Source organism: Agromyces ramosus (genome assembly GCF_030817175.1).
Taxonomy (GTDB): domain Bacteria; phylum Actinomycetota; class Actinomycetes; order Actinomycetales; family Microbacteriaceae; genus Agromyces; species Agromyces ramosus_A.
Window position 1 is genome coordinate 3,254,160 of record NZ_JAUSYY010000001.1, and the last position, 17,288, is coordinate 3,271,447.

Below are 17,288 nucleotides of genomic sequence, written 5' to 3' on the forward strand. Positions count from 1 at the left end.
CATCCGCTCGCTTCATGCCCGCTGCGTCAGAGCGTGGTGGCGCGGCGCACGATCTCGGCCTGCTCGGTGGCGTGGCGCTTGGCGGAGCCGGTCGCCGGCGAGGCAGCCGCGGCTCGCGCGACGACCGCGACCGGACGCGGTCCGAGCTTGTTCGTCTCGATGACGAAGTACGGCCAGGCGCCCTGGTTCTCGGGCTCCTCTTGGGCCCACATGAGCTCGGCCTGGGGGTACTCGTCGGCAACGGCCTTGAGCTCGGCAGCAGGCAGCGGGTAGAGCTGCTCGAGGCGCACCAGTGCGATCTCGGGGTTCGGGTTCTTCTCGAGCTCGGCTGCGAGGTCGTAGTAGAGCTTGCCCGACATGAAGACCACCCGCTTCACCGCCGACTTGTCGGTGATGCGCGCGTCGTCGATCACGGGCTCGAAGCGCCCCTGAGTGAAGTCCGCGAGCTCGCTCGTGGCGCCGCGAAGGCGGAGCATCGCCTTCGGCGTGAACACCACGAGGGGGCGACGGGGGCGCTGGTACGCCTGCCGGCGAAGCAGGTGGAAGTACGACGCGGGCGTCGACGGGCGCGCGACCGTCATGTTGTTCTCGGCGCACATCTGCAGGTACCGCTCGATGCGGGCGCTCGAGTGATCGGGGCCCTGGCCCTCGTAGCCGTGGGGGAGGAGGAGGACGACGCTCGAACGCTGGCCCCACTTCTGCTCGGCCGACGAGATGAACTCGTCGATGATGGTCTGCGCGCCGTTCGCGAAGTCGCCGAACTGCGCCTCCCAGAGCACGAGCGCATCAGCCCGCTCGACGGAGTATCCGTACTCGAAGCCCATCGCCGCGTACTCACTGAGCAGCGAGTCGTAGATCCAGAACCGGGCCTGGTTGTCGGAGAGGTTCTGCAGCGGCAGCCACTCCTGCCCGTTCACCCGGTCGTGGAGCACCGCGTGACGCTGCACGAACGTGCCGCGCCGGGCGTCCTGACCGGCGAAGCGCACCGGGGTTCCCTCGAGGAGCAGCGCGCCCAGGGCGAGCAGCTCGCCGAAGCCCCAGTCGATCTTGCCGTTGCGGCTCATGTCGAGCCGCTTGGTGAGGAGCTGCTGGATCTTCGGGTGCACGGTGAAGCCCGCGGGCTTGTTGTTGAACGCGTCGCCGATGGCGTGCACGACCTCGGTCGAGACGCCGGTGCTCTCGAGCTCGCCTGCGACCGGCTCGGCCTCGCGCGTCGACTCGGTGGCCCCGACGATCGGGATGGCTCCCGTCTGCGCGGCGTGCGTCTCGGCGAAGGCGCGTTCGAGGCGGTCCTGGAAGTCGCGGTGCGCTTCTTCGTACTCCTCCTCGGTGATGTCGCCACGACCGACGAGAGCCTCCGTGTAGAGCTTGCGCACTGAGCGCTTCGCCTCGATGAGGTTGTACATCAGCGGCTGCGTCATCGAGGGGTCGTCGCCCTCGTTGTGGCCGCGACGGCGGAAGCACACGAGGTCGATGACGACGTCGCGCTTGAACTCCTGGCGGTAGCGGAAGGCGAGCTCAGCCACCCGCACGACAGCCTCGGGGTCGTCGCCGTTCACATGGAAGATCGGCGCCTGGACGGTCTTCGCGACATCCGTCGAGTAGATCGACGATCGCGCGTCGCCCGGCACCGTCGTGAAGCCGACCTGGTTGTTCACGACGACGTGGATGGTGCCGCCGGTGCGGTAGCCGCGCAGCTGCGACATCTGCATCGTCTCGAACACGACACCCTGGGCGGCCATGGCGGCGTCGCCGTGCACGAGGATCGGCAGGGTCGAGAACGTGCCGATCGGCTTCCGGTCTTGCTTGGCCCGCACGATGCCCTCGAGCACACCGTCGACGGCTTCGAGGTGCGAGGGGTTCGCGGCGAGCGACACGGGGATCTGGTGGCCGTCGTCGGCCGTGAAGGTGCCCTCGGTGCCGAGGTGGTACTTCACGTCGCCGGAGCCGGAGAAGCCCTTCATCTCTTGCGTGCCCTCGAACTCGCGGAACACCTGGCCGTAGGTCTTGCCGGCGATGTTCGTGAGCACGTTGAGGCGGCCGCGGTGCGCCATGCCGATGGCGACCTCGTCGAGTCCCTCTTTCGCCGCGCCCTGCAGGATCTCGTCGAGGAGCGGGATGACCGACTCCCCGCCCTCGAGGCTGAAGCGCTTCTGGCCGACGTACTTGGTCTGCAGGAACGTCTCGAACGCCTCGGCCTCGTTGAGCTTGCCGAGGATGCGCATCTGCTCGTCGTGCGTGGGCTTCTCGTACTTACGCTCGACCTCGTTCTGGATCCACTTGCGCTGCACCGGGTCTTGGATGTGCATGTACTCGATGCCGATGGTGCGGCAGTAGGAGTCGCGGAGCACACCGAGGATGTCGCGGAGGAGCGCGGTGCGCTTGTCGCCGAACCCGCCCGTGACGAACTCGCGGTCGAGGTCCCAGAAGGTGAGGCCGTGGCTCGCGATGTCGAGGTCGGGATGCGAGCGCTGGACGTATTCGAGAGGGTCGGTGTCGGCCATCAGGTGGCCGCGCACCCGGAAGGAGTTGATGAGCTCCTGCACGCGCGCCGTCTTGTCGATGGCGCTCGCGATGTCGACGGAGATGTCGGGCGCCCAGCGGATGGGCTCGTAGGGCAGGCGGAGCGCGGCGAACAGGTTCTCATAGAAGCCGCGCTGGCCGATGAGGAGCTCGTGGACCTTCTTCAGGAACTCGCCCGAGCCCGCGCCCTGGATGACCCGGTGGTCGTACGTGGAGGTGAGGGTGATCGTCTTGCCGATCGCGAGGTTCGCGAGCGTCTTCTCGGACGAGCCCTGGAACTCGGCCGGGTACTCGAGGGCGCCCGCGCCGATGATGCAGCCCTGGCCCTTCATGAGCCGCGGCACCGAGTGCACGGTGCCGATGCCGCCCGGGTTCGTGAGCGAGATCGTCGCGCCCTGGAAGTCGTCGGCCGTGAGCTTGTTGGCGCGGGCTCGCTGCACCAGGTCTTCGTAGGCCGAGAGGAACTCGTTGAACGTCATCGTCTCGGCCCGCTTGATGGCGGGCACGAGGAGCGCGCGGCTGCCGTCGGGCTTGGGAAGGTCGATCGCGATGCCGAGGCCGACATGCGCCGGCTTGACCACGCTCGGCTTGCCGTCGCGCTCGGCGTAGTACACGTTCTGGCTCGGGAACTCCTTCAGCGCCTGGATGATCGCCCAGCCGATGAGGTGCGTGAATGAGACCTTGCCGCCACGTGAGCGACGCAGGTGGTTGTTGATCACGATGCGGTTGTCGATCATGAGCTTCGCCGGGATCGTGCGCACGCTCGTGGCGGTGGGCACCGTGAGCGACTGGTCCATGTTCGCGGCGAGGGTCTTCGGCAGGCCCTTGAGCGTGACGATCTCGTCTTCGCGCTCGGTGTCGGCGACGACGGGCTGCGGGCTCGTGATCGGGACGTCGGCCGGTACGGGCTGGGTGCGGGGGGCGACCGAGGTGGTGCGCGCCTCGGGCGCCTGGGCCACGACGGAGTTCGAGGACGCTGTTGGGGCGGGCTCGGATGCCGCGGGCGTCGGGGCCGCCGGCTCGGATGCCGCGGGCGTCGGGGCCGCCGGCTCGGATGCCGCGGGCGCCGGGGCCGCCGGCTCGGATGCCGCGGGCGCCGGTGCATCCGACGCGGGAGCCTCGGTCGGGGCGGCCGCGGTGGTCTTCACCTGGCGGTAGTGCTCCAGCACCGGCCACCAGGTCTTGTCGACCGATTGCGGGTCGACGAGGTACTTCTCGTACATCTCGTCGACGAGCCACTCATTGGCTCCGTATTCGCCAGCCGTGGTCTCGTCGGACCCCGACCCGGTCAATTGGCTCGACACAGCCTTTTCGCCCACTCTCTCCGTTGATGCTGGATTCATGCTGACGGCGATCGTGTCGTGTGCGAACACGCGACGTGCCCGATCACCCACACAAGCCTAAACCCCCGACGGCGGGGCGCGGGCACCCTTGCGGCGGTAGCGTGGAACGCATGGAGTTCTACCGGACGGCGCCGAGCCACGACCTCACCTACTCCGACGTGTTCCTCGTGCCGAGTCGCTCCGGCGTCACGAGCCGGCTCGACGTGTCGCTCGCGCCCGACGACGGCTCGGGGGCGACCGTGCCCATCGTCTCCGCCAACATGAACTCGATCACAGGCCCCCGCCTCGCGGCCACCCTGGCTCGGCGCGGCGGCCTCGGCGTCCTACCGCAGGACCTGCACCTGCAAGACCTCGACTCGGCGATCCGCTGGGTGAAGTCGCAGTCGCCGCGGTTCGACACGCCGCATGAGTTCAGTCCGGATGCCACGGCGGCCGACGCGCTCCAGTCGCTGCCGCCCGCCGAGGGCCACGGCATCGTGCTGCACGATTCCCGCGGCCGCTACGTCGGATCCATCGCCGCCGAGCGGCTGGCCACCGCGCTGCCCGACGCGCGCCTCGGCGACCTCGTGCACGGCGGGCTCGCATCCCTCGACGCCGACGACGTCGACACCCCGCGTCGCGCCTTCGACCTCATGGTCGACGCCGGCCTCGAATTCGCGCCGGTGCTGGAGCACGGCCGGGTCGTCGGCACCCTCAGTCGCAAGAGCGCGCTGCGCGGCACGGTCTACGGGCCCAACGTCGACGGCGACGGTCGGCTCCGCGTCGCCGCCGCGGTCGGCATCAACGGCGATGTCGCAGCCAAGGCGCGGGCCCTCGTGGCGGCCGGGGTCGACATGCTCGTCATCGACACCGCCCACGGCCACCAGGAGGGCATGTTGCGCGCGGTGTCGATCGTGCGCGACCTCGAGCTCGGCGTCCCGATCGTCGCCGGCAACATCGTGACCGCCGACGCGGTCGCGGACCTCGTCGAGGCGGGCGCCGACGTGCTGAAGGTCGGGGTCGGCCCCGGGGCCATGTGCACGACCCGCATGATGACGGCGGTCGGCCGTCCGCAGTTCTCCGCGGTGCACGAGACCGCCGAGGCGGCGCGCGAGCTCGGGGCCGCGGTGTGGGCCGACGGCGGCGTGCGGTACCCGCGCGACGTGGCGCTCGCACTCGCGGCGGGTGCGGCATCCGTCATGATCGGGTCGTGGTTCGCCGGCACCATCGAAGCGCCGGGAACGCTCCGCCGCGACGCATCCGGACGCCTCTTCAAGGAGAGCTGGGGCATGGCCTCGACGAAGGCGGTGCGCGAGCGCTTCGACCGTCTCTCGCCCTACGACCTCGCCCGGAAGGAGCTCTTCGCCGAGGGCATCTCGTCGTCGTCCATCTACCTCGACCCCCAGCGGCCGTCGATCGAGGACCTGCTCGACATGATCACCTCGGGCGTCCGCAGTTCATTCACCTACGCGGGTGCGCGCACCCTCGAGGAGTTCCGCGAGCGTGCGCTCGTGGGCATCCAGTCGGCCGCGGGCTACGAGGAGGGCAAGGCGCTGCCGGTCAGTTGGTAGCGCCCGGGCGCGCTCGCGACGACGGAGGCATGGGCGCGCGGGTCTCGAGAGCGCCACCGCGCTCGTCGATATACTGGATCGACCATGGACGATCCCCCCTCTGCGAATACGCCCGGCCATAGACCCTCGCCCGTGACCACCCGGGGAGGTCGTGATGTCTGAGTGGATCCTCCTCGGCATCGGACTCCTCCTCACCGTGGGCACGGGCTTATTCGTTGCGAGCGAGTTCGCGCTCGTCAATCTCGATCGCGCCGATCTCGAGGCCCGTCGTGAGCGGGGCGAGTCGCGGCTCGGCCTCACCATCTCCGCGCTGAAGATCACGTCGACGCACCTCTCGAGCGCGCAGCTCGGCATCACGCTGACGACCCTGCTCACGGGTTACACCATGGAACCCGCGATCTCCTCGCTGCTCGCCGGTCCGCTCGCCGCCATCGGCATGCCCGCCGCCCTCGTGCGGCCGGTGGGCGCGACCACGGCGATCGTCATCGCGACGCTCCTGTCGATGGTCATCGGCGAGCTCGTGCCGAAGAACTTCGCGCTCGCGCTGCCGATCGCGACGGCGAAGCTCGCGATGCCGTTCCAGACCGCGTTCACCTGGGTGTTCCGCCCGGCGGTCTCGCTCCTGAACGGCAGCGCCAACGTGCTGCTCCGGGCCGTCGGCATCGAGCCGAAGGAAGAGCTGTCGGGTGCACGCTCGGCCGAAGAGCTCTCTTCGCTCGTGCGTCGCTCCGCGAGCGCCGGACTCCTCGAGCAGGACACCGCGACCCTGCTCGGCCGGACGCTCCGATTCGCCGACCACGACGCCTCCGACGTGATGACGCCGCGGCCCTCGGTCGCGGCGGTGCAGCGACAGGAACCGGCCGAGGCGGTGCTCGAGCTCGCCCGCCAGACCGGCTACTCGAGATTCCCGGTCTACGACGAGAACCTCGACGACATCGTCGGCGTCGTGCACGTCAAGCAGGCGGTGGCCGTGCCACGAGACCGGCGAGCGGATGTCCCGGCGTCGGCACTGCAATCCGAGGCGCTGCGGGTGCCCGAGACCATCAAGCTCGACGCCCTGCTCGCCGAGCTCCGCGGCCGCGGATTCCAGATGGCCGTCGTCGTCGACGAGTACGGGGGCACCGCCGGGGTCGCCACCCTCGAGGATCTCGTCGAGGAGCTCGTCGGCGAAGTCGCCGACGAGCACGACCGCACCCGCGCGGGCATCGTGCGCCGTGGCGACACCGTGAGCTTCCCCGGCATCCTCCGGCCCGACGAGCTCGTCGAGCGCACGGGCATCCGGGTTCCCGAGAACGGCGACTACGAGACCGTCGCGGGCTTCGTGATGGCCGAGCTCGGGCGGCTCCCCGTGGTCGGCGACGAGGTGCTGATCGATGAGGGCACCCTGGTCGTGCAGCGTCTCGACGGGCGCCGCATCGACCGGGTGCGATTCGTGCCCACGCCGACCCGTCTCGGGTCCGACCAGACGGAGGAGGCGCGATGAGCGACTGGGCCGGCATCGCCTGGCTGTTCGTGCTGCTGCTCGCGAACGCCTTCTTCGTCGGTGCGGAGTTCGCGGTGATCTCGGCACGGCGCTCGCAGATCGAGCCGCTCGCCGAACAGGGCCGGCGCAGCGCGAAGACCGCATTGTGGGCCATGGAGAACGCGACGCTCATGCTCGCGATGAGTCAGCTCGGCATCACGGTCTGCTCCCTGCTGATCTTGAACGTCTCCGAGCCGGCGATCCACCACCTGCTCGAGATCCCGCTGCATGTCACGGGCTGGTCGGCCGAGGTGGTGTCGACGATCGCGTTCATCATCACGCTCGTGCTCGTGTCGTACCTGCACGTCGTGTTCGGCGAGATGGTGCCGAAGAACCTCTCGTTCTCGATTCCCGACCGCGCCGTGCTGTTCCTGGCGCCGCCGCTCGTGCTTCTCGCCCGCCTGTTCCGGCCGATCATCGTCGCACTGAACTCGACGGCCAACGGCGTGCTGCGACTCTTCGGCGTCGAGCCGAAGACCGAGGCGAACTCCACCTTCACGCTCGAGGAGGTGCAGACGATCGTCAACCAGTCGCGCCGTGAGGGCGTGCTCGACGCGAGCGGCACGCTCACGGCGGCCTTCGAGTTCACGACGAAGCGCGTGCTCGACGTCGCCCTGCCGCTCGGCGCGCTCGTCAGCCTGCCGCCTGCCGCCACACCGGGCGACGTCGAACGGGCCGTGGCCCGTCACGGCTTCTCGCGCTACTCGATCCTCGATGTCGACGGCGAACCGGCCGGGTACGTGCACCTGAAGGACGTGATCGACCTCGACGACGATGAGTTCGACGATCCGATTCCGGCGAAACGCGTGCGTCGACTCGTGTCGATCTTCGACGGCACCGACCTCGAAGACGCCCTCGCGACCATGCGCCGCCTCGGCACGCACGTCGCGCGCGCGTTCGACGAAGACGGCCGAACCACGGGTGTCATCTTCCTCGAGGACATCATCGAGGAGCTCGTCGGCGAGGTGCAGGACGCCACCCGAAGGGGCTGAGGGGCCCCGGATTCGGGCCCTCGGCACTCCTCGGGTCGGCGTAGACTGGCGCCGACCCGAGGGATCCGAGGAAACATCATGTTTGAGAACGCTATTGCCATGGCCGTACTTCCGGCGTCCGACCAGGAGCGGGCGCGCCGCTTCTGGAGCGACGTCTTCGGACTCACGCCCCTCCGCTCCGACATGGGCGGCGACTTCTACATCGTGGGCGGCGTGCCCCTGCTCGTCTACGAGACCCAGTTCGCGGGCACCGCGCAGAACACCTCGTTCGGGCTCTTCACCGACGACCTCGACCGCGACATGGCCGCACTGCGGGAGAAGGGCGTGACCTTCAACGAGTACGACCTGCCCGGCCTGAAGACCGAGAACGGCGTCGTCGACATGGACGGCGAGCGCGGCGCCTGGTTCAACGACAGCGAAGGCAACATCATCTCGATCGCGCAGCCCACGAGCATCTCGCTCGATGACGCCAAGGCGATGCTGTCGGCCCAGCGCGCCTGAGCCCGAGCGACGTCACCACTCGCCGTCGTTCACCTCGGGGCGCGCACGCAGGTACTGGTACGGCCACATCGCAGTGCCCGCACCCAGCTCGTGCGCGGCCCGCAGCGCGAAGTGCGGGTCCCGCATCATCGCCTTGCCGAGCATGATCGCGTCGGCGCGACCCGTGGCGACGAGGTCGTCGGCATGCCGCGCGTTCGTGATGCGCCCCACCGCCGACACCGGGACATCCGACCGCTCGCCCACGTACTCGGCGAAATGAGCCTGGTAGCCCGGACCGACCGGGATGTCGGCCGCGGCGACGAGCCCGCCGGTCGACACGTCGAAGAAGTCGGCGCCGGCGTTCTGCGCCCACCCCGCGACGGTCGCAGTCTGCTCCTCGTCCCAGCCGCCCGGAGTCCAGTCGGTCGCCGAGAAGCGCACGAAGAGGGGGACCAGCTCGCCGATCTCGGTGCGCACGGCGCGCACGATCTCGAGGAGCAGCCGCGCGCGGTTCTCGAGGCTGCCGCCCCACCGATCGGTGCGCACGTTCGAGAGCGGCGAGAGGAACTGGTGCACGAGGTAGCCGTGGGCGGCATGCACCTCGACGAGGTCGAATCCCGCGTCGACCGCGCGCCGCGCCGCTGACCGGAAGTCGTCGATCACCTGGACGATGCCCGCCTCATCGAGCGCGACGGGCTCGGCATATCCGTCGAACGCGATCGCCGACGCCGACACCGTGGGCCAACCGCCCTCGTCGAGCGGCTGCGAACCGGGGCGGCGCATGGGCTCGGGCCAGATCGAGGCCTTGCGGCCGGCGTGCGCGAGCTGGATGCCGGACGCCGCGCCCTGCGAGTGCAGGAACCGGGTGATTCGCGCCCACGCCGTCGCCTGCTCCTCGTTCCAGAGGCCCGTGTCGTGATCGGAGATGCGGCCCTCGGGGTTCACGGCCGTCGCCTCGGCGATGACGAGTCCGGCCCCGCCCGCGGCCATCGCGCCGAGGTGCACGAGGTGCCAGTCGTGCGGCACCCCGTCGCGGGCGGTCACCGAGTACTGGCACAGCGGCGGCACCCATACGCGGTTGCGGATCGTGAGGCCGCGGATCGTGATCGGGGTGAACAGGGCGGGCGTCGTCGCCACCTCGTCGCCGCTCATACGAGCGACCGAAGCCAGGACTCGAGCGCGGCGGCATCCGTGAACACATGCCCGTCGCCACCGACGGCCCTGGCCCCCTCGACGTTCTCCGACTTGTTGTCGACGAAGAGGAAGTCGGATGCCTCGATGCCGAGCTCGGCGATGACGTGCTCGTAGATGGCGGCTCCGGGCTTGACGAGCTGGAGCTCACCGCTGACGAAGACCCGTTCGAACAGCGGCGCGAACGAGCCGTGCCGCAGCCAGCCGACGAAATCGGCGCCGGCGTTGGAGAGCAGCGCGAGGCGCGTGCCGCCCGCGGCGAGGGCGTGCAGCACGCCGAGGGTGCCGGGGTCGACCGAGAGCCAGCTCCGGTGGTCGATCGCCCAGAGCTCGTGCACGTCGATGGCGGCGAACTCGACTCCGGTGTCGTGCCCCACCGCACGCCAGTAGTCGGCGATCGACGTCGTGCCGCGGTCGAGGCCGTCGCGGTGGGCCCAGTAGGCGGTCCAGAACGGCTCGGCGGCGACGCCGGCGCGATCGACGAGCAGGGCGCGGTCGGACGTCGTCGGTTCGCGTGAGATGACCTCGCCGTAGTCGAACACGACGACGCGAGGGGAGAGGCTGATGGGTGCAAGGTCTGTCGTGGGCATCCCCACCAACCTATCGTTGGGAGCATGGACGGAAGCTGGCGGGAGTGGACGGCCGACGACGCGGCCGAATGGGTCGTCGAACCAGCTGCGGTCGACGACAAGTACGCACGCGGCGTGCTGGGCATCGTCACGGGCTCGACGGAGTACCCGGGTGCCGCCGTGCTCGGTGTCGAGGCGGCGCACCGCACCGGCGTGGGCATGGTGCGCTACTCCGGCCCGCGCGCGGTACGAGCGGCCGTGCTCGCGCGCCGCCCCGAGACGGTGACCGTGGCCGGACGGGTGCAGGCGTGGCTCATCGGCTCGGGCATCGACCCGGCGCGTCGCTCGTTCGTGCTGCTCGGCGACCTGCAGCACGCGCTCGCCGACCGCGTTCCGGTGGTGCTCGACTCCGGTGCCCTCGATCTGGTCGGAACGCACACCGCGCCGACCGTGGTCACGCCGCACCTGCGCGAGCTCGCCGCGCTGCTCACGGCACGCGAGATCCCCGTCGGCATCGAGGAGATCCGCGCCGACCCGGCCGGCTGGGCCGAGCGCGCCGCACGAGAACTGGGTGTCGCGGTCCTCCTGAAGGGCGCCGTGACCTATGTGTGCGATCCCGACGGCGATCGCTACACGGTGACCGCGCCGACCCATTGGCTCGCCACCGCCGGCACCGGCGACGTGCTCGGCGGCATCCTCGGTGCCCTCCTCGCCACGCACCACGAACGGCTCTCGGTCGACGCCGACGCGCTCACCGCGCTCGCCGCGACGGCCGCCTGGGTGCACGGCGAGGCGGCGCGACGGGCGAGCGCCGGGGTCGCGGGCGGTCCGATCGCCGCGCTGGACGTCGCCGAGGCGGTGCCGGGGGTCATCGGCATGCTCGCCGGGCGCTGACCCCCCGGCCGGTGCATCGCCGCTCGACCGGGCGTCACACGCCGCGGAACCGGGCGAGGAACTCACGGGTGCGCGCATGCCTCGGCGCCTCGAAGAACTCGCGCGCCGGGGCATCCTCGATGATCCGGCCCGCGTCGAGGAAGACGACCCGGTCGGCCACCTCGCGAGCGAACGCCATCTCGTGCGTTGCCATGATGATGGTCGTGCCGCCCTCGGCCAGGGACCGCACGAGCGCGAGCACCTCGCCGACGAGCTCGGGGTCGAGCGCACTCGTGACCTCGTCGAGCAGCAGCAGTTCGGGCTCCGTCGCGATGGCGCGCACGATCGCCGCGCGCTGTTGCTGCCCGCCCGAGAGCCGGTCGGGGAACGAACGGGCGAAATCGGCGAGGCCGATCGAGGCGAGCAGCTCGAGGCCGCGGCGCTCGGCATCGGCGCGTGGAACGCGGTGCACCAGCCGTGAGGCGAGCGTGACGTTGTCGAGCACGCTGAGGTGCGGGAACAGGTTGTAGTGCTGGAAGACGACGCCGATGCGGGCTCGCACGCGGTCGGCGTCGACGCGCGGGTCGCTGACATCGGCACCGCCGAGGAGGATGACCCCGTCGTCGATGGGCTCGAGGAGGTTCACGGTGCGCAACAGCGTCGACTTGCCCGAGCCGCTCGCACCGACGAGCGCGACGACCTCGTGCGGCGCGACGTCGAGGTCGATGCCGCGGAGCACGACATGGTCGCCGAAGGCGCGACGGATGCCTCGCAGGCTCAGCACCCCGGCCGCGACGGGCGCCGGGGCATCCGCTGCCGGCCGCTCAGTGCGGCTCATACGATGCTCCCGACCTGCTCGCGTGCCCGTGTCTTCGCCGAGAGCCAGTCGGTCAGCCGGATCATCGGCCAGGCGAGCAGCACGAAGAGCAGCCCGGCGACCACGTACGGCGTGAAGTTGAAGAAGTGCGCCGTCTCGATCTGGGCCGCCCGCACGGCGTCGACCGCGCCGAGCACCGAGATGAGGCCCACATCTTTCTGCATCGCGACGAAGTCGTTCATGAGCGCCGGGGTCACCTTGCGCAGTGCCTGCGGGAGCACGACCCGTCGCATCGTCTGGCCATGGCTGAGGCCCAGCGATCGCGCGGCGAGCCGCTGTGACGGGTGCACCGCCTCGATGCCGGCTCGGAACACCTCGGAGACGTAGGCCGAATAGGTGAGGATCAGGGCGATCGTGCCCCAGAACGCCGCCGGCATTCGACCGAAGAAGTCGAGCCCCGGAATGCCGTAGCCCACGAGGTAGAGCACGATGATGAGCGGGATGCCCCGGAAGAGGTCGGTGTAGCCCGCCGCGAGGGCGCGGAGTGGGAAGAACACCGGACCGCGCAGCGTGCGCAGCGTCGCCAGCACGAGCGCGAAGATCGCCACGCCGATGCTCGCGGCGACGAGCACCTGGATGTTCAGCCAGAGCCCTTCGAGCACTCGCGGGAGCGACGCGAGCGCGACCTCGGGGTCGAAGAACGTCTGCTGCACCTGCGCCCAGCCGGGAGAGCCGATGAGCGCCCACGCGAGGAGCGCGGCGAGCACGAGGGTGGAGAGCGCGCTGATGAGCACCGATCGCCGGGTCTGCCGGCGCCGGAAGCCACGCCGCTCCTGCTCGACCGCGCTCGGTTGCCACGCAGCGCCGCCCGCGCCCCCTGGGGCATCGATCGTGTCGGTCACGAGGCCACGCTAGCGGCGGTTCGCCGATGTCGTGTCGCCCGGGAGCACGAGGGTCGTCACTCGAGCACGGGCGCCGCGCCCTCGCCGCCCAGCCACTCGGCGGCGAGCTCGTCGAGCGTGCCGTCCTCGCGGAGCGCGTCGACGGCGGCGGTGACCTCGGCGGTGAGTGGCGAGTCCTTCGTGAGTACGAGCCCGAAGGCGTCGCCGCCACCGGCCGTCGTCGGCAGCTGGCCGACGATCGTGCCACCGTCGAGCTCGACGCCCGTGAGGTAGAACGCGGTCGGCAGGTCGACGACGATGGCGTCGACGGTGCCGTTCTGCAACGCGAGCTTGGCGTCGTCGTTCGTGTTGAACACCTGCGCGCCCGCCGTGGGCTGGATCACGGTCTCGATCGCGTCGAAGCTCGTGGTGCCGGTCTGTGCGCCGATGAGGAGGCCCTGCAGGTCGGCGATCGAGGTGGCGGATGCCGCGGGTGAGTCGTCGATCGTGATGACGACTTGCGTCGTCTCGTAGTAGGGGGAGGAGAAGTCGACGTTCTCGGCGCGTTCTTCAGTGATCGAGAACTGTTGCAGGTTGAAGTCGAAGTCCTTCGGCCCGGGGGCGATCGCCTGGTCGAAGGTGCTGCGCACCCACACCACGTCGTCGTGGGCGAAGCCGAGCTCGTCTGCCACGGCGTAGGCGACCGCGGCCTCGAAGCCCTCGCCCGAAGCGGGGTCGTCGTCGAGCACCCACGGGTAGTAGGCGGGCTCGCCGGTGCCGATCGTGAGCTTGCCCCCGGTGACGTGGCCGGACGCGCCGCCGCCGCCGTTCGCGTCGCCCGCCGAGCATGCAGCGAGGACGATGGTCGCGGATGCCGCGACGAGGAGCGCGGCGAGGGAGCGTCGGGTCATGTGAGCCTCCGAAGGATGTGCTCCCAGCATCCCCGATGCCACCGTCGCTCCGGTCATGCGTGGCGGAATGTGACGCTCGGATAGGCTCGTGCCATGACGGAGGTGGGGGAGCGGGTGGCATCCGCCTCGGTCATCCGGAACATGCTCGCCGGGCGACGCTCGCTGTGGTGCGCGTTCGTGCTCGTGCACCTCGTGCTCAGCTGGGTGAACCTCACGGCTCCCGGCTACCCGCTCGGCGACGTCACTGCGGTGTACCGGGTCTGGGCGGAGAACGCCGCCGAGGGCTGGGTGCGCATGGGCATCGACGTGCCGTGGGTCTACCCGATCCTGGCCTTCGCGCCGATGGCGGCGGCGCTCGCCCTAGGACCGGAGCTCTACGCCGTGACCTGGCTCGCGATCGTCGCGGTGCTCGACGCGATCGCGTTCGGCGCATTGCTCGGACGGGCGGGGCTCTCGCGGCGCCGGCGGCTCGCCGCCTGGTGGTGGCTCGGCTTCCTCGCCCTGCTCGGGCCGATCGCGTTCGGTCGCATCGACGCGATCACCGTCCCCCTCGCGATCACGGGGCTGCTCTGGGCGGCAGGCCGGCCGCGGGTCGCGGCGGTGCTGCTGACGATCGGCGCGTGGGTGAAGGTCTGGCCGGCGGCACTGTTCGTCGCGCTCGTGATCGCCTCGCGCCAGCGCGTCGACGCGCTCACGGTCGCGGCCGCGCTCAGCGCCGGCATCCTGGGGGTGAGCCTCCTCGCCGGGTCCGGGTTGAACGCCCTCGGTTTCGTCGCCGAGCAGACCGGGCGCGGCCTGCAGATCGAGGCTCCCCTCGCGGTGGCCTGGCTGTGGCAGATCGTCGGCGGTTCGGAGACCGTGGAGATCGAGTACTCCCGCGACATCCTGACGTTCCAGATCGAAGGGCCGGGTGCGGAGGCCGCGGCCGCCCTCACCACGCCGCTCATGGCCGCCGGCGTGCTCGCCGTCGTGCTCCTCGGCCTGCGGGCGGTGCGACGAGGGGCGGCGTTCGGCCGCATCATGCCTCCGCTCGCGCTGAGCCTGATCGTCGTGCTCATGCTCGCGAACAAGGTCGGCTCCCCGCAGTTCGCGACGTGGCTCGCAGCTCCCGTCATCCTGGGGCTCGTGTACCGCCCGGCGCGGTTCGCCGTGCCAGCGGCCATCGCCGCCGCGGTCGCACTCTTCACGCACATCATCTACCCCTACTGGTACGGCTGGCTCCTCGTCGCGAACCCCGCGTTCGTGTTCCTCCTCACCGTGAAGGTCGGTCTTCTGGCGGCCCTGCTCGTGTGGGGGATCGCGGCATTGTGGCAGGCTGGACGAAGGCGGGAAACGGCGCCCGCAGCCGCGTGACGCACCGTTCCGCCTGAGGAGGAGAAGCACATGCTGGTCGCATTCTCAGTAGCGCCGAGCGGCACCGGACGCAACGACGGTTCAGTGCACGACGCGGTGGCCGCGGCCGTCAGGATCGTGCGCGAATCCGGACTGCCGAACCGCACCGACTCCATGTTCACGACGATCGAAGGTGAGTGGGACGAGGTGTTCGACGTCGTGAGGCGTGCGACCGAGGCGGTCGGCGCGTACGGCACCCGGGTCTCACTCGTGCTCAAGGCGGACATCCGGCCCGGATACACGGGCGAGCTCGACGGCAAGGTGCATCGGCTCGAGCAGGAGCTCTCCGGCGGCTGAGCGCGCGTCATGTCGCGCCGCCCGTCGATGAGCGAGACCGACGCCCGAGCTCGACGAACGAAGATGGCGTGGTCGAACACCCCACGGGCCGAAAGCCGCCCCTGCCGGCCAATCTCGCCAGGCTCGAGCGGCTGTCAGCTCTTCTGCAGTTCCTCGGCGAGCATCACGAGGATGCCGCTCGGCCCGCGGAGGTAGGTGAGCTTGTAGACGTCTTCATAGGTCGCGACGCCGCGAAGCGGACCGTATCCGTGGCGTGCGGCCACCTCGAGGGCTTCGTCGATGTCGTCGACCGAGAAGGCGACGCGGTGCATGCCGATCTCGTTGGGACGAGTGGGCTCCGACTCGATCGCTTCGGGGTGGAGGTACTCGAAGAGCTCGAGGCGACCGTGACCGTCTGGCGTCTGGAGCATCGCGATCTTGGCGTGGTTGCCATCCAGGCCGACGGCAGTGTCGGTCCACTCGCCGCTGACCGTGTCACGGCCGACGACGGTGAGACCGAGGTCGGTGAAGAAGGAGATCGCTGCTTCGAGGTCGCGAACCGCGATGCCGACGTTCTCGAGTTTGATGGCCATGTGTGGCATGCTACCGAGCCGGACCGACTCGTCACGACGGCAGCTCGGGGTCGAATCGATTCGATACGTGCGACAATTGTCGGGTGACCCTCTCATCCGACGGGCCGACGACGCTGTCGCCGGCCCGTATTCGTTGGGCGCTCCTCGCGCTCGCCCTCGGCGGCTTCGGCATCGGCTGCACCGAGTTCGTGGCCATGGGCCTCCTCCCGAACATCGCGCGGGACCTGCTCCCGGTGCTCTACGCGACGGCCCCCGAAGACGCGAACGCCGGCGCAGGGTGGGTCATCTCCGCGTATGCGCTCGGCGTCGTCGTCGGCGCGCCGACCATCGCCGCGGCCGCCGCGCGCTGGCCGCGCAAGCGCCTGCTGCTCGCGCTGCTCACCGCGTTCACCCTGGGCACCGCCGCGTCGGCGGTGCTCCCCAGCTTCGGGCTCGTGCTCATCGCCCGCTTCATCGCCGCGCTTCCGCACGGTGCCTACTTCGGCATCGCCTCGCTCGTGGCGGCGAGCCTCATGGGCCCGGGCAAACGCGCGAGAGGGGTCGCGCTCGTACTCTCAGGGCTCACGATCGCCAACGTCGTCGGTGTGCCCGCGATCACCTGGCTCGGGCAGATGGCCGGCTGGCGCATGGCCTACCTCGCGGTCGCCGCGATCTTCGCCCTGACCTTCGTCGCCGTGGCGTTCGCCGTGCCGTGGCAGCCGGGCGACCCCGCGGCCACGATGCGGCGCGAGCTCCGCGCCTTCACCCGGGCGCAGGTCTGGTTCGCCCTCGGCATCGGCGCGATCGGCTTCGGCGGGCTCTTCGCCGTGTACAGCTACGTCGCGCCGCTCGCCACGGAGGTGACCGGACTGCCGCTCGCGGCGGTGCCACTCGTGCTCATCGTCTTCGGCGTCGGCATGACGATCGGCAATCTCGCGGGCGGGCGCCTCGCCGACTGGAGCGTGCGACGGTCGATGTACCTGTTCTTCGCCGTCCTGGCGGCCGCGCTCGTGCTGCTCGGGTTCACCGCCTCGAGCCCGGTCGGTCTCGCCGTCGGCGTGTTCCTCGTGGGCGCGTCGTCCGCTGCGCTGTCACCCACGATCCAGGCGCGCCTCATGGACGTGGCCCACGACAGCCAGTCGATCGCGGCGGCCCTCAACCACTCCGCGCTGAACATCGGCAACAGCCTCGGTGCGCTGCTCGGCGGCATCGCGATCGCCGCCGGGCTCGGCTACGTCGCCCCGATCTGGATCGGGCTCGTGCTCACCATCGCGGGGTCGCTGCTCGCGGTCACCTCGTTCGCGCTCGACCGGTCGCGCGGCCGTCGCGGCGTCGTGGTGCCGTACGCGACCGGTGCCATGGAGGTCGTCGAGCTCTGACGCGAGACAAGGCGCGC

The 17,288-nt window shown here is 70.3% G+C and carries 15 protein-coding genes; 8 read left to right on the forward strand and 7 right to left on the reverse strand.

Features of this window, described 5'->3' with window-relative positions:
* Positions 1-26: 26 nt before the first annotated feature.
* Positions 27-3,827 carry a multifunctional oxoglutarate decarboxylase/oxoglutarate dehydrogenase thiamine pyrophosphate-binding subunit/dihydrolipoyllysine-residue succinyltransferase subunit gene (locus tag QFZ26_RS15225; protein ID WP_307043576.1) on the reverse strand — a complete coding sequence of 1,267 codons (3,801 nt, stop codon included), beginning with the start codon at positions 3,825-3,827 and terminating at the stop codon, positions 27-29.
* Positions 3,828-3,976: 149 nt separating this feature from the next.
* Between QFZ26_RS15225 and QFZ26_RS15230 the strand changes: the two genes are divergently transcribed.
* The 4 genes from QFZ26_RS15230 to QFZ26_RS15245 all read left to right on the forward strand — a co-directional run bounded on the left by QFZ26_RS15230 (position 3,977) and on the right by QFZ26_RS15245 (position 8,431).
* Positions 3,977-5,416 carry a GuaB1 family IMP dehydrogenase-related protein gene (locus tag QFZ26_RS15230; RefSeq protein WP_307043578.1) on the forward strand — a complete coding sequence of 480 codons (1,440 nt, stop codon included), beginning with the start codon at positions 3,977-3,979 and terminating at the stop codon, positions 5,414-5,416.
* 154 nt (positions 5,417-5,570) lie between these two features.
* Positions 5,571-6,899 (forward strand): hemolysin family protein, encoded by a 1,329-nt coding sequence (locus tag QFZ26_RS15235; protein ID WP_307043580.1) that lies wholly within the window; start codon positions 5,571-5,573, stop codon positions 6,897-6,899.
* Positions 6,896-7,930, forward strand: coding sequence for a hemolysin family protein (locus tag QFZ26_RS15240; RefSeq protein WP_307043582.1), 1,035 nt, complete (start codon positions 6,896-6,898; stop codon positions 7,928-7,930). The genes QFZ26_RS15235 and QFZ26_RS15240 overlap by 4 nt, the downstream gene beginning before the upstream one ends.
* Positions 7,931-8,029: 99 nt before the next feature.
* Positions 8,030-8,431, forward strand: a complete 402-nt coding sequence (locus QFZ26_RS15245) for a VOC family protein (RefSeq protein WP_307043584.1) — start codon at positions 8,030-8,032, stop codon at positions 8,429-8,431.
* 12 nt (positions 8,432-8,443) lie between these two features.
* Here the strand turns inward: QFZ26_RS15245 and QFZ26_RS15250 are convergent, their stop codons facing one another.
* Positions 8,444-9,562, reverse strand: a complete 1,119-nt coding sequence (locus tag QFZ26_RS15250; RefSeq protein ID WP_307043586.1) for an NADH:flavin oxidoreductase/NADH oxidase — start codon at positions 9,560-9,562, stop codon at positions 8,444-8,446.
* A complete protein-coding gene (locus QFZ26_RS15255; RefSeq protein WP_307043588.1) occupies positions 9,559-10,191 on the reverse strand; it encodes an HAD family hydrolase in 633 nt (210 codons plus the stop codon). The genes QFZ26_RS15250 and QFZ26_RS15255 overlap by 4 nt, the downstream gene beginning before the upstream one ends.
* Before the next feature lie 24 nt (positions 10,192-10,215).
* Between QFZ26_RS15255 and QFZ26_RS15260 the strand changes: the two genes are divergently transcribed.
* Positions 10,216-11,064 carry an ADP-dependent NAD(P)H-hydrate dehydratase gene (locus QFZ26_RS15260; protein ID WP_307043590.1) on the forward strand — a complete coding sequence of 283 codons (849 nt, stop codon included), beginning with the start codon at positions 10,216-10,218 and terminating at the stop codon, positions 11,062-11,064.
* Between the two features lie 34 nt (positions 11,065-11,098).
* On the opposite strand, the gene QFZ26_RS15265 is transcribed toward QFZ26_RS15260, so the two are convergent.
* Genes QFZ26_RS15265 through QFZ26_RS15275 form a run of 3 tightly spaced genes read right to left on the reverse strand, consistent with a single transcriptional unit; the run spans position 11,099 to position 13,652 of the window.
* Entirely contained in the window at positions 11,099-11,881 is a 783-nt protein-coding gene (locus QFZ26_RS15265; RefSeq protein ID WP_307043592.1) for an amino acid ABC transporter ATP-binding protein, read from the reverse strand.
* Positions 11,878-12,762 (reverse strand): amino acid ABC transporter permease, encoded by an 885-nt coding sequence (locus QFZ26_RS15270; RefSeq protein WP_307043594.1) that lies wholly within the window; start codon positions 12,760-12,762, stop codon positions 11,878-11,880. Before QFZ26_RS15270 ends, QFZ26_RS15265 begins: the two co-directional genes overlap by 4 nt.
* Before the next feature lie 56 nt (positions 12,763-12,818).
* Positions 12,819-13,652: an ABC transporter substrate-binding protein gene (locus QFZ26_RS15275; protein ID WP_307043596.1), complete on the reverse strand. Its 834-nt coding sequence runs from the start codon at positions 13,650-13,652 to the stop codon at positions 12,819-12,821.
* 93 nt (positions 13,653-13,745) lie between these two features.
* Here QFZ26_RS15275 and QFZ26_RS15280 point away from each other — a divergent pair, with 93 nt between their 5' ends.
* The gene (locus tag QFZ26_RS15280) at positions 13,746-15,005 is read left to right on the forward strand and encodes a glycosyltransferase 87 family protein (RefSeq protein ID WP_307043598.1); all 1,260 of its coding nucleotides are present in this window, start codon (positions 13,746-13,748) and stop codon (positions 15,003-15,005) included.
* Between the two features lie 30 nt (positions 15,006-15,035).
* On the forward strand, positions 15,036-15,341 hold the full coding sequence (locus tag QFZ26_RS15285; RefSeq protein ID WP_307043599.1) for a thiamine-binding protein: 306 nt from the start codon (positions 15,036-15,038) through the stop codon (positions 15,339-15,341).
* A 134-nt stretch (positions 15,342-15,475) separates the two neighbouring features.
* Here the strand turns inward: QFZ26_RS15285 and QFZ26_RS15290 are convergent, their stop codons facing one another.
* Complete coding sequence (locus QFZ26_RS15290) at positions 15,476-15,913, reverse strand: VOC family protein (protein WP_307043601.1); 438 nt, start codon at positions 15,911-15,913, stop codon at positions 15,476-15,478.
* Positions 15,914-15,996: 83 nt separating this feature from the next.
* Between QFZ26_RS15290 and QFZ26_RS15295 the strand changes: the two genes are divergently transcribed.
* On the forward strand, positions 15,997-17,271 hold the full coding sequence (locus tag QFZ26_RS15295; RefSeq protein ID WP_307043602.1) for an MFS transporter: 1,275 nt from the start codon (positions 15,997-15,999) through the stop codon (positions 17,269-17,271).
* Positions 17,272-17,288 lie beyond the last annotated feature (17 nt).